Below are 15400 nucleotides of genomic sequence, written 5' to 3'. Positions count from 1 at the left end.
GCCCCCCCTTGCCTTTCCTCTGACTACCCAGATTAGCCCTTCAAAGCCTTCAGCATGGTCGAGCCGAGGCTTGCAGGCGAATCAGCAACAAGAACGCCAGCACTGCGCATTGCGTCCATTTTTGCGTCCGCGGTACCCTGACCACCGGAGATGATCGCACCGGCATGGCCCATGCGTTTACCCGGAGGTGCGGTAACACCGGCGATGAAGCCTGCAACCGGTTTCTTGACGGCCGAAGCTTTCAAGAACTCACATGCTTCTTCTTCTGCTGTACCACCGATCTCACCGATCATGATGATGCCTTCGGTTTCCGGATCCCGCAGGAACAGGTCAAGGCAATCGATGAAGTTGGTACCGTTAACCGGGTCACCACCGATACCGATACAGGTCGACTGACCCAGGCCTGCGGCCGTGGTCTGTGCAACTGCTTCGTAGGTGAGTGTACCGGAACGCGATACGATACCGATTTTACCACGACGGTGAATGTGACCCGGCATGATGCCGATTTTGCATTCGTCTGGCGTGATGATACCCGGGCAGTTCGGGCCGATCAGGCGGGTCGAAGAACCTTCGAGCGCACGCTTGACGCGGACCATGTCAGCAACCGGAATACCTTCGGTGATGCAGACAGCCAGTTCGATTTTTGCATCGATGGCTTCAAGAATTGCATCTGCAGCGAAGGGCGGCGGAACATAGATCACAGAAGCATTTGCTTCGGTGACGTGTTTCGCTTCGGCAACGGTGTTGAAAACCGGCAGGTCAAGGTGCTTGGTGCCGCCTTTACCCGGGGTTACGCCACCAACCATTTTGGTGCCATAGGCAATTGCTTGTTCGCTGTGGAAGGTACCCTGCGAACCAGTGAAACCCTGGCAGATAACTTTGGTGTTTTTATCGACGAGAACAGCCATAGTTACGCGGCCTCCTTCACAGCTTTGACCACCTTTTCGGCGGCATCGGCAAGGTTGTCAGCCGAAACAATCGGCAGACCCGACTCTTCGAGGATCTTCTTGCCAAGTTCGACATTCGTACCTTCGAGGCGAACGACCAGCGGGACGTTCAGGCTGACTTCGCGTGCCGCGGCGATAACGCCCTCGGCGATCACGTCACAACGCATGATGCCACCAAAGATGTTGACCAGAATGCCTTCGACATTCGGATCAGACAAAATCAGTTTGAAGGCCGTGGTAACGCGTTCTTTGGTTGCGCCGCCACCAACGTCAAGGAAGTTTGCCGGTGCGCCACCATAAAGCTTGATGATGTCCATGGTTGCCATGGCAAGGCCTGCGCCATTCACCATGCAGCCGATGGTACCATCGAGCTTGATGTAGTTGAGGCTGTGTTTGGCAGCTTCAAGTTCAGCCGGGTTTTCTTCGTCTTCGTCGCGCAGGTTTTCGATGTCCGGATGACGGAACAGCGCGTTGTCGTCGAAGTTCATTTTGCAATCAAGCGCAATGATATCGCCTTCACCGGTCACGACCAGCGGGTTGATTTCAACCATGGCAGCATCGGTGTCGAGGAAGCACTGGTACATTGCCGACATGAATTTGACAGCTTTGGAAACCTGCTTGCCTTCGAGGCCAAGTGCGAATGCCAGTTTACGGCCGTGGAAGCCCGAGAAGCCGGCTGCCGGATCGATATCAACGGTGATGATCTTTTCCGGGGTTGCTTCTGCTACTTCTTCAATGTCCATTCCGCCTTCGGTGGAAGCCATGAAGATCACGCGCGAGCAAGCGCGGTCGACGAGAACCGAAAGATACAGTTCGCGTGCGATATCGCAGCCTTCTTCGATGTAAACGCGTTTGACTTCTTTGCCGTCCGGGCCGGTCTGGTGGGTCACCAGGGTCGAACCGAGCATCTGTCCTGCGTTTACGCCAACTTCTTCGACGCTTTTGACAACGCGAACGCCGCCTTTATCGCCTGCTTTGGCTTCCTTGAAGGTGCCCTTACCGCGGCCACCTGCATGGATCTGGGATTTCACCACGTAAACCGGACCAGCCTGTGACTGGGCAGCTTCGATGGCTTCTTCGGCGGTATATGCAACTTTGCCGTTCGGCACGGTCACACCGTATTTGCGAAGAATTTCTTTCGCCTGGTACTCATGAATATTCATGTTCGGTCGCTTTCTTGCCTTCCGTACGATTTCCTGTGGGTCAGAAATCGGGATTTCAACGTCCCCATTATCTTGCGAGAGGGACTTTGTTTGCGAGGCCCGCGATCATTGACGTCATACAAACGACAATGATTGAAAAACGGGCTGGTCACTGACCAGCCCGTTTCGCGTTCTTAGAGCATGCCCTTGGCAGCTTCGACCAGTCCGCGAACTGCGTTCACGGAATTTTCGAAGTTTGCTTTTTCGGACTCATCAAGATTGATCTCGACAATACGCTCAACACCGCCAGCTCCCAGAACAACCGGGACGCCAACGTAAATACCATCAACGCCATACTCGCCGCTCAGGTAAGCAGCAACCGGCATGACGCGTTTCTGATCTTTCAGGTAGCTTTCTGCCATTGCGACTGCCGAAGCAGCCGGAGCATAGAAAGCAGAACCGGTTTTCAGCAGAGCAACGATTTCGGCGCCACCATCACGGGTGCGCTGCACGATCTCGTCGATTTTCTCCTGCGTGGTCCAACCCATTTTGATCAGGTCAGGAACCGGGATGCCTGCAACGGTCGAATAGCGGATCGACGGGACCATGGTGTCGCCGTGGCCGCCAAGAACGAATGCGGTAACGTCCTTGACCGAAACTTTGAATTCTTCTGCGAGGAAGTAACGGAAACGTGCTGAGTCCAGAACGCCTGCCATGCCGACAACTTTCTTCGGATCGAAGCCGGTTGCCTGCTGCATCACCCAAACCATCGCATCAAGCGGGTTGGTGATGACAATGACGAATGCGTCAGGTGCATGTTCTTTAATGCCCTGACCAACCTGGGTCATGACTTTGGTGTTGATGCCGATGAGATCATCACGGCTCATGCCCGGTTTGCGGGCGACACCTGCGGTGACGATGACGACATCAGCGCCTGCGATGTCTTTATAGTCACTGCTACCCTTGAGGTCGGCATCAAACATGTCGACGGGGGAGGATTCAGCAATGTCGAGCGACTTGCCCTGTGGCATGCCATCAACGATGTCGAAAAGGACGACGTCGCCAAGCTCTTTCAGTCCGACGAGGTGTGCAAGTGTGCCACCAATATTGCCAGCACCGACGAGCGCGATCTTGTTGCGGGCCATTCCGTTACCTTCTTCCCTATTGCGCTTCCTGGGGGTCAAACTCAAGTTGGGAGCGCGATTGAAAATTTAAACCTGCGAACGCGAAATAATCGTTCGTAAACACCAAGTGTCCTAAACTGATTTGTCCTGATTTACAAGGGGAAACCCTGCTGTTTTCACGAGGAAAACTGCCGGTTCGGGGTTTGTTGCAACTATGGTCTAAAAGCTCAAAAACCATTCATGTTGCAGATGCGAAGATGGGCGAATGCGCAGCAAAACCAAAGCCTGTTTACGGTTGCGGCCTGCTTAAAGGAAAGGCAGTCTGCGTGTTTGCTGCGTATTCGGGCCTGAAAGCACCGCGAAACAGCCAGAGCATTGCGCCAAACTGCTATCTGCCATGCAGGGCGTGCCTATTCGAAAAATCTCTAATGTGATGAATTTTGCGCGAAGATGCGTTTGTGACATGGCTCACGCAAGAATCGCCCGGCGATACGCGCCCATACGGTGAATTATTGCGATGGTTTTAAACTCTGATGGGTGGAGTCGTTTTAAAGCCGGTCTATCAGGGGGATTCAGAGGGCTTCTGGTATAGCCGCAGGTGAGGCAAATCCCCCAATTGGTCGCTCAGACCATCAGGTCAGATGCGTCATATCAAGATATTCCTGACTGCGCATTTCCGTCATCCGCGATACCGTGCGCTGGAATTCGAATGAATAATCGCCGTCGGTATAAATATCTGTCGGATCACATTCGATGGCGCAAATCAGTTTGGTTTTATGTTCATACATCGCATCGATCAGGGTTCCGAACCGTTTCGCCCAGTCGCGACGCGCATCGGGAAGCTTGGGGATGAAATCAATGACGATCGTATGGAAGTGGGTGGCAAGTGCTATATAGTCACCCGGACCAAGCGGGCGGGTGCAAAGCTCTTCAAAGCTGAATTTGGCGACACCTGCACCGACGGCAGAAATCTCGATCTTGCGGCCTTTGACCGTCAGGCTATCGGCGGCAACGCGCGCGCCTTCGGTCACGGTTTTGAACATCTCATCGATTTTGCTTGCGGCTTGCTTTTGCGTGATCGGATACACAAACACGTCCGCCGCGGTCAGGTTGCGCATGCGATAGTCGGTCTGACTGGCCAGTTCGAGAACATCAAGTTTGTGCTTGATCATATCGATGAAGGGCAAAAAGTTCTGGCGCTGCAATCCGTCTTTATAAAGATCGTCAGGCATGCGGTTTGAGGTGGTGACAATCACCACACCATGATCGAACAGCTGTTCAAACAACCGGCCAAGGATCATGGCATCGGTAATGTCGGTGACCTGCATTTCATCAAAGCACAAAAGCCATGCGTCATCGGCCAGATCGCGCGCAATTGGCGGGATCGGATCGGCATCGTCTTTTTTCTTGGTCTGGCGATAACGGTGCATGCGTTCATGCACATCCTGCATGAAGTCATGGAAATGAACCCGGCGCTTTTTTTCAATGTCGATGGTTTCATAAAACAAATCCATCAGCATCGATTTGCCACGCCCGACCTCACCATAAATATAAAGCCCCGATGGCGGGGTGGGTTCGTCGCGACGACGGGTCAGCCCAAACCGTTCGCGCCAGCCACCCGTGCCGGTTGCCGGCTCGTAATGGGTCAGCGCATTTCTAAGACTTTGCAGTTTTTCAGCACAAAGTTCCTGCATCGGATCGTGGGACAGCTCACCAGAGGTGATTTTCGCGCGATAACGTGAAAGCGGGCCGTCGGTCATCAACATATCTCGAATGCAGTGAAAGAAATGGGGGCGTTGGCAATGTCATAGCGCCAAGATGCACTGCATTGCAATAAGGGGCTTTGCATTGCAGTTCCGTCTTCTCTGCAGTGAATGACGAAATTGGTGTATCTAGATCAAGCGCATTTTCTTAAACAGCCAGACTTCAAATGCGACAATTGCGGCCAGTATGATTGCAACCCCGACAAACCCCAACGGGCTATCCGCCGCAGGAATGCCGCCGACATTGATCCCCAAAAGGCCGGTGACGAAACTGATCGGCAGGAACAGACCGGCAATGACAGTTAGCCAATACATGGTTCTGTTCATGCGTTCGGTTTCAAGCGCCATCAGATTTTCATTCACAATTTGAAGACGTTCGCGCAAAGAATCGAATTCTTCGACTTGGCGGATCGTTTTATCGGCCAGCGCACGGGCGCGCCGTTTAAACCGTTTGTCTGACCAGCTGGGTTTTTGTTCGACAAACAAACCAAGGGCATCGCGCTGTGGCGCAAGATGGCGTCTTAGGCGTGACAGTTGATTGCGGATATCGGACCCGCGCATGCGTAAGGGGAGAGTTTTCCCTTCGGTCATGGCGACCTGATCGTCTTCAAGGGCTTCGACGTCTTCTTCAAGGTCATGGACAACATTTTCAACCCGATAGGCCAACCGTTCGGCAACGGTCAGAACAAAATCGTCGGGGCTTTTGGGGGCTGCGTTTGCGGCAATGGCGCTTCGAATGTCGTCAAAAGCCTTCAATGACTGATTGCGCAGCGTGATTATGATGTTTTCTGAAAGCCAGAAACGCACAGAAATCATATCCGCCGGGTCATTTTCTGCGTTCAGGTTAACCCCGCGAAGGTTCATGGAAAAACCATGATCATAGAAGAAGACAGACGGGCGCGTGCCACGGGTTGCCAAACTGTTGGCAATGGTCGGGTCAATGCCGGCAATATCGGTCAACCAGGAATGAACGCCATCGGCCATCCAGTCGAGATGAACCCAAAGATAATGTCCGCTATCAAGCACGGGTAACTGGGTTGCAATTTTGTCCCAGGCAATCGGTTGTGCTGAGCTGTCTGGCGCGATGTCGAATGCGTTGATCAGACCCGATGTCGTCATCTTTGGTTCCCTTTTTACTGTGGTACGCACAGAAACGGATGGAGGGTCGTGTCTTGCCGGGAACGAAACGTTGCGTGATTCGTTATGAGCTTCAGTGTAACCTGTTTACAAATCGGGAAAAACGGTCAAATACCGTTCTTTTGAGGATCATGGTGGAATATCAAGCATGAGTTCAATGCGTCGTTTATGTGCCGGGTTTGCCATTTGTATTTTTGTGATGGCAATGGCAGCAGATCTTCAGGCTCAGAATGCAACGTCTGGCGGTGATATTGGTCCGGGGCAAGAGGCAGTTCAAAAGGTTGAACTCGACAATGCCCAGGCGCGTATCGCTGAATGGGACACGCAGCTTGGTGAGCTTGAAGATGCGTTGGGCAACAGCGAAATTCTCGGCCGTGTGATATCGGACGGTCGTAGAACGACCGAGCAAATGGCTGTTGCGACATCTGCCTTGCGTAATTTGGCATCAGATCGTCTGAAACGATTAAACGCCGCCAAAAGCAAACTTGGCGAACCGCCTGCGGAAGGGCAAGACGAAGTGCCCGCCGTTGCCCGTGAACGCGAACGGCTTAATCAGGATATTGCAAAAGTAAGTGGATTGATCAAACAGATTGAACTGGTTGATTTCCGGGCTGCTGAACTCTCAGACCGGTTGGCCAGTTTGGCGCGAGAACGTTTTACACGGCGCATCCTGGGTCGGGTTGATGTGCCGCTTGATCCCAGCATTTGGGGTGATGCCGGGGGTGAAATTCTTGCCTTTCCAAGTATGGTTCAGGCCCGTTATTCCAATCTGGAAGTCCAAGGCGTTATTGCCGATGAGTTGAGCGAAATCGCACCGGGATTGGTGTTTTTGGCGATGGTCGTGTTAGCGGCTTTGGTTGGTGGCGAGGTCGTCGTTCTGCGATACATCCCCGCCCGCTGGAAGGTCATGCCAAAAGAAGACCGGATTGCGTTGATTTCGGGAACCCGGTTTGTCTTTACGGCATTGGTGCCCGGCATTGCGCTTCTGATTGCCTACAGCATGCTCGACTCTCAGGAAGAGCTGCTTAAGGGCAGTATGGGCGACTTTATTCATCAATGTTTTGCGGCGGCATTGTTCTTGCTGTTTGTGGGTGCGTCGGTCCGCAGTGTTCATTCGCCATTTGCCCCGACTTTGCGCCGATCCGGGACCACCACGCGTGGTGCACGGGTTGTTGGTGTCGCATCGCTTGCCGTCGCCCTGATTTTTGCTGTCGATATGATCTTGCTGCAGGGGGCAACCACGCTTGGGACTTCACTGAATGTTGCGTTGATTCAAAGCATCACCAATGTCCTTGTCATTTCGATCCTGCTTTATATCTGCTCGCTTGGTGTGTTTTGGGTCCATGGGGAACGGGTGCGGCACGAATTTTGGGCCAAACTGGAACGCCGCAGTCGTCGGGGGCTTAAGGCTGTTGCGATTGTTTTGCCGGTTCTGATGGTGCTGGGCTATGTCGCACTGGCGCGGTTTATTCTTGAAAACCTGATCATGGCGGCGGCGTTCCTGACCTGTTACTGGCTGTTGCGCGGATTTTTCCGGGCCTTGATGCACACCTATCTGGTGCAGCCCGATGAACCCAAAGATGACAGCACGCCCGATACGGTGCACGGCACATTGTATTTCTGGTTACGGGTAACGATTGATGTCGTGATGGTCATCATCGCAATCCCTGCTGCGGTCATGGTCTTTACCGATATTGCATGGGTTGATTTGATCAGCGCAGGCGAGCAGGCCTTCATCGGTATTCAAGTTGGCGGCATTCATTTCTCGTTGCGTGCGATCCTTCTGGCTGTCCTGATGTTTGTCATTGTGCTGGGCCTGATGCGGTTCTTCCAACGCATGCTTTCAACGCGCGTTTTGCCCAACACCAAACTTGATCAGGGATTGCAGCATTCTGTTTCGGCGATTTTTGGCTATGCCGGGATTTGCCTTGCGGTTTTGATGGCAATTTCCGCCGCCGGTATGGATTTGTCCAACCTTGCGATCATTGCCGGTGCCATTTCGGTCGGTATCGGTTTTGGCATGCAAAGTATTGTGAATAACTTTGTCTCCGGCCTGATCTTGCTGGTCGAACGTCCGATCAAGGTTGGTGACTGGATTGTGGTCGGGGCCGATCAGGGGTTTGTTAAAGACATTCGGGTGCGTGCAACCGAGATTGAAACATTTGATCGATCGTCGATTGTGATCCCGAACTCCGAACTGATTTCCAACCGGGTTCTGAACTGGACGCTTAAGGAGCGTTCAGGGCGTGGCATCATCAAGATTGGCGTGTCTTATGGATCAGATGTCGAAAAGGTCCGCGAAATCCTGCTTGAAATGGCCGATAAACGCCGCGAAATCCTGAGTTACCCGGCACCCCAGGTGGTGTTTATGGATTTCGGAGCCAGTTCGCTTGATTTTGAATTGCGGTATTTCCTGCGCGATATTGCAGATGTCCTGGCGGTTGCCAGTTCAATTCGCTTTGAACTGGTGCAGCGTTTCCGCGATGACGGGGTCGAAGTTCCGTTCCCGCAGCGTGATCTTAATCTGCGCGATATCGATAAGCTGACCGATGCAATTCGTGAAGCCGGGCAGGGGCGCAGGGAGCCTGCGCGCGATGCGCAAAAGCATGATGAACCTGACCCGTCGGCGTCAGATGATGCCGATGACATTGGCGAAGGGGCAGAAAAGAAACCGACCCCGCCATCCGCGGCAAAAGATGTTTCGCGCGATGGGGATGCGGCAGGGCGTTCTATTCCCGATGCCGGTGGTGATCCTGATGGGGATGCGCCGCGCTAGGCGAGAGCGTGTCGCATCAGATATCAAACAATGCAGCAGTGATCTTTTGGCCCATCGGGGCCATCAGATCGCGCTCGCGCGGGGTGAGCCAGCGGAGTTCGGCAATTTCACGGGAAGGCGCAAGTTCGCCGGTATAATAGGCGGTGAAACAGGTCATTCGGACAATCGCGCCGTCTGGCTGGTTATGCCCCTGTCCGGCAAAGGTGCCAAGGGTGCGAATTGTGCCGGGGATCAGGCTGACGCCAAGTTCTTCGTTGATTTCACGCTGGATGGCATCGCGTGCAGTTTCGCCTGGATCAATCTTGCCACCGGGCAGATAAAACCGGTCCCGCCCGTGGCTGCGCACAGACAGGATTTTCGCACCGTCCCGCAATATCCAGTTGGCGGTTTCAACCACCTTGGTGATGGCGGGTTCTATCTGGTTTTCCTGATTTCGCATGCGGCCTTACAGGATCGCAACATCAAGCCCGATATCGACGGCCGGGGCTGATTGCGTAATCCGCCCGACTGAAACGTAATCGACACCGGTGGCGGCAATGGCTCCAATGGTTTGAAGGTTTACACCGCCCGATGCCTCAGTCTTACAGCGACCACCTACAATTGCAACAGCCTTGCGCAGTACATCCGGATTCATGTTGTCAAGCAGGATGATATCAGCACCTGCATCTGTGGCCTCAAGCACCTGATCAAGGGTGTCGCATTCAACTTCGATTTTCGGAAGATTGGCCGCACGGGCAGCTTCGACGCATTTCGTGATCGATCCGACAACACCGATATGGTTGTCCTTGATCATCACCCCGTCATAAAGCCCCATGCGGTGGTTCTGTGCGCCGCCCATACGGGTTGCGTATTTTTCAAGTTTACGCCAGCCCGGAAGTGTTTTGCGGGTATCAAGCAGCTTTGCCGATGTGTTGCCCATGGCGCTCACATAGGTGCGCGTGGTGGTGGCGATCCCTGAAAGATGCTGCAGGGTATTAAGCGCAGTGCGTTCGGCGGTGAGAATGCCGCGTGCATTGCCCTCGACCACGGCGAGAACATCCTTGGCCGATACCGCGTCACCGTCTTCACAAAGCTTTTCGATTTTGGCGTCAGGGACCAGCTTGCGAAAACAATCAAGCGCAATATCAAGGCCAGCCACCACGATATCTTCTCGGGTTTCAAGGGCGACGCGCAGGCGTGCATCAGCGGGAATGACATTGTCCGATGTGATGTCGCCAGTCCCGATATCCTCGGCAAAGGCGCGGTCGATGAATTCCGAAATTTCAGCTTGGGTCAGGACGGTCATTTTGGATTGGCGCTTTGAATGCTGATGGGGATACGGAAACAGCCCCGCAAGTTTTGCGGGGCTGTGAATTGTTTTGGCCTAGGCCGCGTCGTCTTTTTTGACCGGAATGTGTTTTGACATTTCGAGCATACGTTCAAGCGGTGCTACCGCCGCCACGCGCAGGTCTTCTGGCATGACAATCTGTGGGCCGTTATTGACCAGACACAGATACAGCTTTTCGAGCGTATTAAGTTCCATGAACGGGCAATTGTTGCACGCACATGACCCATCGGCACCCGGAACCGGAATGAATTCCTTGTGCGGGGCGGATTTTTCCATCTGGTGGATGATGTGGGGCTCGGTCGCGATCAGGTATTTCTGATCCGGGCCATTAATCACATATTCCAGAATGGCACGGGTCGATCCAATGTGATCGGCATGTTTCAGAATGCCTTCATGGCATTCCGGGTGTGCGGCAACCTTGGCGTCCGGGTTTTGCGTTTGCAAACGGATCAGTTCGCGTTCGGAAAACTGTTCATGCACGATGCATGACCCGTTCCAAAGCGTCATGTCCCGACCGGTTTTTTTGGCAAGATAGGCGCCAAGATGGCGGTCCGGGGCCCAAAGGATCGGCTTGTCTGCCGGGATTTGATCAATGATCTCGGCCGCATTGGACGAGGTCACGATAATATCGGATGCGGCCTTCACCTCAGCTGAGCAGTTGATATAGGTGATCGACACGTGATCTGGATGTTCTGCACGGAATTTGCGGAACGGTTCTGGCTGGCACGAATCTTCGAGCGAGCAACCCGCTTTGGAATCCGGCAGCAGAACGGTTTTATTGGGGCTAAGGATTTTGGCAACTTCGGCCATAAAGCGCACGCCACAAAACACGATGACATCGGCATCGGTTTCGGCGGCTTTGCGCGACAAATCAAGGCTGTCACCGACAAAGTCGGCAAGGTCCTGAATTTCCCCATCCTGATAGTAATGGGCCAGAATGATCGCGTTCTTTTCTTTCTTAAGACGGGCAATTTCCGCCTCAAGATCCAAAGTCGGATCAATCTGCATTTCTGACATTGCGTCGGCTGATGCCTCGGCAATGGTGATCATCTCATTCATGGCGTCGTCTCATCTCGCCTGTTGCAAGCCGGAGATAAGCAGTGGGGCCCGGCATTGCAAGTTAATGACAGTTTGAAACCTGAATATCGCCATTGGGCCGGGAAGGCAAGGAATAGGGGTGCTTGATGGCGATTGTTTAAGTCAGGATGGCGGTTGGCCCGGCTTCCGCCCTAAAAACCCTGTTCTTGATTTACCAAGAAAAATGGGTTGTCGATGCCGGAGCCCTAAAAATTAAGGCGGCGTTTTATTTGAAAATGCGAAATAAAAAAGAAGATGATTGCAAATTTCAAGGAAATATTCATATAGTAAAAACTGGATATATTTTTAGAGTATCGCAAATATATCGCTTTCTGTTTTGAATTTTATTTTGATCAACGCGGTGTCGATGGGGATGTTTTAAGTCCCGATGGCGACCCGCGATAAATCACGTGCCTGAAATGATATCTGATTGTTAGGTGGTGGGAATCGTCCTGCATGTCCTTTCGAACCAACGTGCGTTCGCGCGCCAGGAGCTCTTTTTGACAAACCGTACCACATCGAAGATTCTGAATTTTGTAAGACCTTTTAGCATGCGCGGCTATGCCGAAGTTTTGCCAGCCGGTTCCTATAAGGTCACCACGGAAGAAACGCAGGATGAAAGTGTTACCTATCCGACATGGCAATGGGTTTCGACACAGATGCATCTGAATACCAATTCTGACCTTCCGGTCGATGGCCGCGTGGTCAGCGTTGATCCCCGTGATCTTGAAGTAGCCTATCTGCGCGATCAGAAAATGATTGATGCCCGCCCGAAAGTCGCATTCTCGGCGCGAAAATCAAATAATCGCGCCAAACGCGTCTTCTGATGCCTGATGGTGTCTCGATCTGTTCCCGGTCAGGCCATCCTGACCGGAAAACGGATCACACCGATTATCCGTAATATTCCCATTCAGCACCTGAAACCTTCAGCGCAATCTGTTCATGTTCTACCTGCTTGATCCTAGTGAAAGCAGTGTCGAATCGCGGGCCGGGTGCGTGTTGGTTGACATCAGTCACCCCGAACGGATCAATCGCGTTCTGCCGTTACATGTCAGCGTTGCAGAAAGAGAGGTACATGTTCGCCCAAGATGAATTCATAACTCACATAGCTGACGTAAATGAGAAGTCTTGAATATGGATTGGGTCCCGATCGTCTTCGGTACGTTTAAAGTTGTTGCACTGCTGACCGCGATGTTCTTCGCCATCAAGTGGCATTACGACCAAGGGGAGAAGAAGGGAAGGGAAGCGGTTCTGCGCGCAAGCGCCAAGATCACCGCACTCTTCGTTGTGGCGTTGGTAGGGGTTGGGCTGATGGCCTATACCATTAGCAGCATGCTCGGTCTGAACTTGAGCTACTGACGATGGCTTCCTAAAGGCACGCAAATGCGAACAGATTTGTTCTTTTGGGAACAGATGTTAGACCGAAAATCCGTAATATTCCCATTCAGCGGCTGAGATCTTCAGCGCCATCTGTTCATATTCCGCCTGCTTGATCTTGGTGAAGGCCATATGGAATCTTGGGCCAAGGGTGCGTTTGTTGAAATCAGACGCGCCAAATTGGTCAATTGCGTCCAGCCAATGACGCGGCAGGTCATTCGGCGCTTTTGCCTGACCGATTTCATCATCGCATGGCGTGCCCGGATCAATCTTGCCTTCAATCCCATCAAGTGCAGCACCCAGCGTGACAGCTGCGACCAGATACGGGTTGGCATCAACCCCGGCAATGCGATGTTCGAAATGGCGGGTTTTGCCCGGTGTGCCCGGAACCCGTAATGCCACGGTGCGGTTTTCAACGCCCCAGTCATCAGAGGCAGGTGAATACATCGCCGATGCAAACCGGCGCCATGAATTCATGAACGGGGCCAGAAGAAGCATGGTTTCGCCAATGGTGCCGCTAATGCCGCCAATGGCATGAAGCATGAGCGGGCTTAATGAACCATCGGCCTGATCGGCAAACAGGTTGTTGCCGTTTTCATCGGCCAGTGACAGATGAAGATGCATGCCCGATCCGGCTTCGTTGCCAAACGGTTTGGGCATAAACACTGCTTCCATCCCGAAGCGCCGGGCGCAGGTGCGAATCAGGCGTTTGGCAATGATCACGTCGTCCGCAGCGCGCATCAGATCGCGATAGCGGATGGTCATTTCATACTGACCCGGACCATATTCCGAAATCAGGGTTTCAAGTGTCAGATCAAGATGCTTGGCCCCTTCGTACACCGCATCAAACAGCGGCGACATTTCGTCAATCTCGTCGACCGACATGGTGTTGCGCAGTGTGCTGCGGCGTTTGGTCATGGCATAGGATGCCGGATGATACAGCCCGCCTGCATCCGCCTTGCGATCCACCAGATAAAATTCCAGCTCGAACGCGCCCATCGGGTGATAGCCAAGTTTTTGTGCACGTTTGACCTGTGCGGCAAAGACATTGCGCGGATCAACATCGTGGGGCGATCCGTCATCTTCATACATGCTGATCAGAAGCTGCCCGCGTCCGGTATGGGGCAAATATCCCAATGTTCCGGGAACCGGCCAGCACCGGCAATCACCACCCCCGCCGGTCTGAACCAGCCCGCAATCATCGACATCCTCACCGCTGACATCCTGACCAAAGATCGAACTTGGCAGGCCGCGCCCGGATTTATAGATGCTTTCCAGTTCGTGACGACGGATCGTCTTGCCCCGGCCAATGCCATGGAAATCGGTGAGGATGATATCAATGGCTTCAACATCCGGATATTTCGCAAGGAAATCCTGTGCTTCGGAAAGTTGGCTGGTGCTTGGCGATGGGGCGTTTGCGGTGGTCACAAGATGGCATCCTGATGGTGTTTTATCGTATTAGTCCCGCCATGATCGGCGGGCAACCTTGAGATCGGGATATTACCCCTGATAGCGCCGGAAGAAATAACGATCTTTCGGCACACCTTCGGGCAAGGGTTCTTCGATGGTGTTGGGCACGTCAATTTTCTGATCGGATGCGACAATCGCACCTGTCATAAGGGCGGTCGGCAGGGTCGCGCCGATAAAGGAAGCGATCTTGGCATTCAGGGCCTCGTCACCCGTACCGACATCGGAATGCACCAAAGCGACTTTGCCCTTGAACCGTTCAACCGCCATTGGCAGCGTTTCAAAAATATCGCCAAGGAACAAATGATCGTCATCAGGAATGCATTTCGGGTGGGCGGCGATCTGACGATCAAAGACATAGATTTCCCGGTCTGGCATGATTTCACGCAAATGATCGAACGTACGACCATTGCCCAAGCCAACTTCAAGCACGATGCCATCCTGATCCTTGATCATTTCTGCGGCCGCATTCAGGCAATCGCGTTGTGCTTGCAGGCGGCGAATAACGCTGTTCAGGCGTGACATATCAGTTGAAGCTCCGAGTTATATTAATATTATAAATATCTGATTTATCTGGGTTTACGCCCTGTGCAGGGAGACCCTTACACAGGGCATAAAAAGCTTAGCCTTCAAATTTCGTCGCATCAAACGCCGGAACGCGGGCGCGGAACGCATCAAGCCAGGCCACCAATGTCGGATAGGTTGCGCGCCATGCACCGTCAAAGCGCAGATCAAGATATCCAAGCGCACAGGCAATCGCGACGTGCCCAATGGTAAGGTCACCGTCAAGTGATGGCGGGGTGACGCTGATCTGATCCAGGGCCCGTTTGACCTTGTCTGACTGATAGCTCATCCAATCGGCATAGCGTTTTTCTTCCGGGCGCATGCGGACTTCATAGACCTGAAGGATCGATGCATCGACGATGCCATCGCCAAGTGCCTGAAGGGTTAGGGCTTCCCAGCGGGCGTCGCCTTCGGTTGGATGCAGGCTGATGCCATCGACTTGCGCGTCGAGATATTCACAAATAACCCGGCTATCAAAAATCTTGCGATCCCCGTCCAAAATCAGGATCGGGATTTTCCCCAACGGGTTCTGGATGCGCAGGCTGTCTTCGGGGTCGTTGGTGTTGGACATTTCAACGGTCAGCTGATCGTAAATGCCAAGCATTTTAGCAACGATTTTAACTTTTCGGCCAAACGGGGACGGGCCACTCGATCGCAGAATCATGATTTTCCTCCGGGCGGATCAATTGTTTGCGCGCA

General features: G+C 53.1%; 14 protein-coding genes. 3 read left to right on the top strand and 11 right to left on the bottom strand.

Annotated features, from left to right (window positions below; translation table 11 throughout):
- Positions 1–32 precede the first annotated feature (32 nt).
- The 5 genes from sucD to ACQ0MK_RS15395 form a co-directional block, all read right to left on the bottom strand.
- Positions 33–908 (bottom strand): succinate--CoA ligase subunit alpha, encoded by an 876-nt coding sequence (gene sucD, locus ACQ0MK_RS15415; RefSeq protein ID WP_350042671.1) that lies wholly within the window; start codon positions 906–908, stop codon positions 33–35.
- Between the two features lie 2 nt (positions 909–910).
- Entirely contained in the window at positions 911–2140 is a 1230-nt protein-coding gene (sucC, locus tag ACQ0MK_RS15410) for an ADP-forming succinate--CoA ligase subunit beta (protein ID WP_350048833.1), read from the bottom strand.
- 143 nt (positions 2141–2283) lie between these two features.
- Entirely contained in the window at positions 2284–3234 is a 951-nt protein-coding gene (gene mdh / locus ACQ0MK_RS15405) for a malate dehydrogenase (RefSeq protein ID WP_350042670.1), read from the bottom strand.
- Positions 3235–3845: 611 nt separating this feature from the next.
- Positions 3846–4973 (bottom strand): cell division protein ZapE, encoded by a 1128-nt coding sequence (gene zapE / locus ACQ0MK_RS15400; protein ID WP_430473354.1) that lies wholly within the window; start codon positions 4971–4973, stop codon positions 3846–3848.
- Between the two features lie 132 nt (positions 4974–5105).
- The gene (locus ACQ0MK_RS15395; RefSeq protein WP_430473353.1) at positions 5106–6095 is read right to left on the bottom strand and encodes a zinc transporter ZntB; all 990 of its coding nucleotides are present in this window, start codon (positions 6093–6095) and stop codon (positions 5106–5108) included.
- Positions 6096–6261: 166 nt separating this feature from the next.
- Between ACQ0MK_RS15395 and ACQ0MK_RS15390 the strand changes: the two genes are divergently transcribed.
- Positions 6262–8889 carry a DUF3772 domain-containing protein gene (locus ACQ0MK_RS15390; RefSeq protein ID WP_430473352.1) on the top strand — a complete coding sequence of 876 codons (2628 nt, stop codon included), beginning with the start codon at positions 6262–6264 and terminating at the stop codon, positions 8887–8889.
- Positions 8890–8905: 16 nt separating this feature from the next.
- Here ACQ0MK_RS15390 and ACQ0MK_RS15385 read toward each other — a convergent pair whose 3' ends face one another.
- From ACQ0MK_RS15385 to nadA, 3 genes are all read right to left on the bottom strand, one after another.
- The gene (locus tag ACQ0MK_RS15385; RefSeq protein WP_430473351.1) at positions 8906–9328 is read right to left on the bottom strand and encodes an NUDIX hydrolase; all 423 of its coding nucleotides are present in this window, start codon (positions 9326–9328) and stop codon (positions 8906–8908) included.
- Between the two features lie 6 nt (positions 9329–9334).
- Positions 9335–10174 (bottom strand): carboxylating nicotinate-nucleotide diphosphorylase, encoded by an 840-nt coding sequence (gene nadC / locus ACQ0MK_RS15380; RefSeq protein ID WP_430473350.1) that lies wholly within the window; start codon positions 10172–10174, stop codon positions 9335–9337.
- Between the two features lie 78 nt (positions 10175–10252).
- The gene (gene nadA, locus ACQ0MK_RS15375; protein WP_430473349.1) at positions 10253–11275 is read right to left on the bottom strand and encodes a quinolinate synthase NadA; all 1023 of its coding nucleotides are present in this window, start codon (positions 11273–11275) and stop codon (positions 10253–10255) included.
- Positions 11276–11844: 569 nt separating this feature from the next.
- On the opposite strand from nadA, the gene ACQ0MK_RS15370 reads away from it, so the two are divergent.
- Together ACQ0MK_RS15370 and ACQ0MK_RS15365 are read left to right on the top strand one after the other, a co-directional pair.
- Positions 11845–12120 carry a hypothetical protein gene (locus tag ACQ0MK_RS15370; RefSeq protein WP_350048175.1) on the top strand — a complete coding sequence of 92 codons (276 nt, stop codon included), beginning with the start codon at positions 11845–11847 and terminating at the stop codon, positions 12118–12120.
- A 307-nt stretch (positions 12121–12427) separates the two neighbouring features.
- The gene (locus ACQ0MK_RS15365) at positions 12428–12652 is read left to right on the top strand and encodes a hypothetical protein (RefSeq protein WP_430476038.1); all 225 of its coding nucleotides are present in this window, start codon (positions 12428–12430) and stop codon (positions 12650–12652) included.
- 57 nt (positions 12653–12709) lie between these two features.
- On the opposite strand, the gene ACQ0MK_RS15360 is transcribed toward ACQ0MK_RS15365, so the two are convergent.
- The 3 genes from ACQ0MK_RS15360 to ACQ0MK_RS15350 form a co-directional block, all read right to left on the bottom strand.
- Positions 12710–14098, bottom strand: a complete 1389-nt coding sequence (locus ACQ0MK_RS15360) for a glutamine synthetase family protein (protein ID WP_430473348.1) — start codon at positions 14096–14098, stop codon at positions 12710–12712.
- 72 nt (positions 14099–14170) lie between these two features.
- Positions 14171–14662: a class I SAM-dependent methyltransferase gene (locus ACQ0MK_RS15355; protein WP_350048181.1), complete on the bottom strand. Its 492-nt coding sequence runs from the start codon at positions 14660–14662 to the stop codon at positions 14171–14173.
- A 97-nt stretch (positions 14663–14759) separates the two neighbouring features.
- Positions 14760–15365 carry a glutathione S-transferase family protein gene (locus ACQ0MK_RS15350; RefSeq protein ID WP_430473347.1) on the bottom strand — a complete coding sequence of 202 codons (606 nt, stop codon included), beginning with the start codon at positions 15363–15365 and terminating at the stop codon, positions 14760–14762.
- Between the last annotated feature and the right edge of the window lie 35 nt (positions 15366–15400).

The organism is Thalassospira lucentensis (assembly GCF_050516545.1).
In the GTDB taxonomy this organism is placed as follows: Bacteria; Pseudomonadota; Alphaproteobacteria; order Rhodospirillales; family Thalassospiraceae; genus Thalassospira; species Thalassospira lucentensis_C.
The sequence above is the reverse complement of the archived record's forward strand: the minus strand, read 5'-3'. Positions and strand labels throughout refer to the sequence as shown.

What these genes read in the sequence shown, in the direction of transcription:
- sucD (WP_350042671.1), bottom strand. Translation starts at nt 908, where the DNA reads ATGGCTGTTCTCGTCGATAAAAACACCAAAGTTATCTGCCAGGGTTTC.
- mdh (WP_350042670.1), bottom strand. Translation starts at nt 3,234, where the DNA reads ATGGCCCGCAACAAGATCGCGCTCGTCGGTGCTGGCAATATTGGTGGC.
- zapE (WP_430473354.1), bottom strand. Translation starts at nt 4,973, where the DNA reads ATGACCGACGGCCCGCTTTCACGTTATCGCGCGAAAATCACCTCTGGT.
- ACQ0MK_RS15395 (WP_430473353.1), bottom strand. Translation starts at nt 6,095, where the DNA reads ATGACGACATCGGGTCTGATCAACGCATTCGACATCGCGCCAGACAGC.
- ACQ0MK_RS15390 (WP_430473352.1), top strand. Translation starts at nt 6,262, where the DNA reads ATGAGTTCAATGCGTCGTTTATGTGCCGGGTTTGCCATTTGTATTTTT.
- ACQ0MK_RS15385 (WP_430473351.1), bottom strand. Translation starts at nt 9,328, where the DNA reads ATGCGAAATCAGGAAAACCAGATAGAACCCGCCATCACCAAGGTGGTT.
- nadC (WP_430473350.1), bottom strand. Translation starts at nt 10,174, where the DNA reads ATGACCGTCCTGACCCAAGCTGAAATTTCGGAATTCATCGACCGCGCC.
- nadA (WP_430473349.1), bottom strand. Translation starts at nt 11,275, where the DNA reads ATGAATGAGATGATCACCATTGCCGAGGCATCAGCCGACGCAATGTCA.
- ACQ0MK_RS15370 (WP_350048175.1), top strand. Translation starts at nt 11,845, where the DNA reads ATGCGCGGCTATGCCGAAGTTTTGCCAGCCGGTTCCTATAAGGTCACC.
- ACQ0MK_RS15365 (WP_430476038.1), top strand. Translation starts at nt 12,428, where the DNA reads ATGGATTGGGTCCCGATCGTCTTCGGTACGTTTAAAGTTGTTGCACTG.
- ACQ0MK_RS15355 (WP_350048181.1), bottom strand. Translation starts at nt 14,662, where the DNA reads ATGTCACGCCTGAACAGCGTTATTCGCCGCCTGCAAGCACAACGCGAT.
- ACQ0MK_RS15350 (WP_430473347.1), bottom strand. Translation starts at nt 15,365, where the DNA reads ATGATTCTGCGATCGAGTGGCCCGTCCCCGTTTGGCCGAAAAGTTAAA.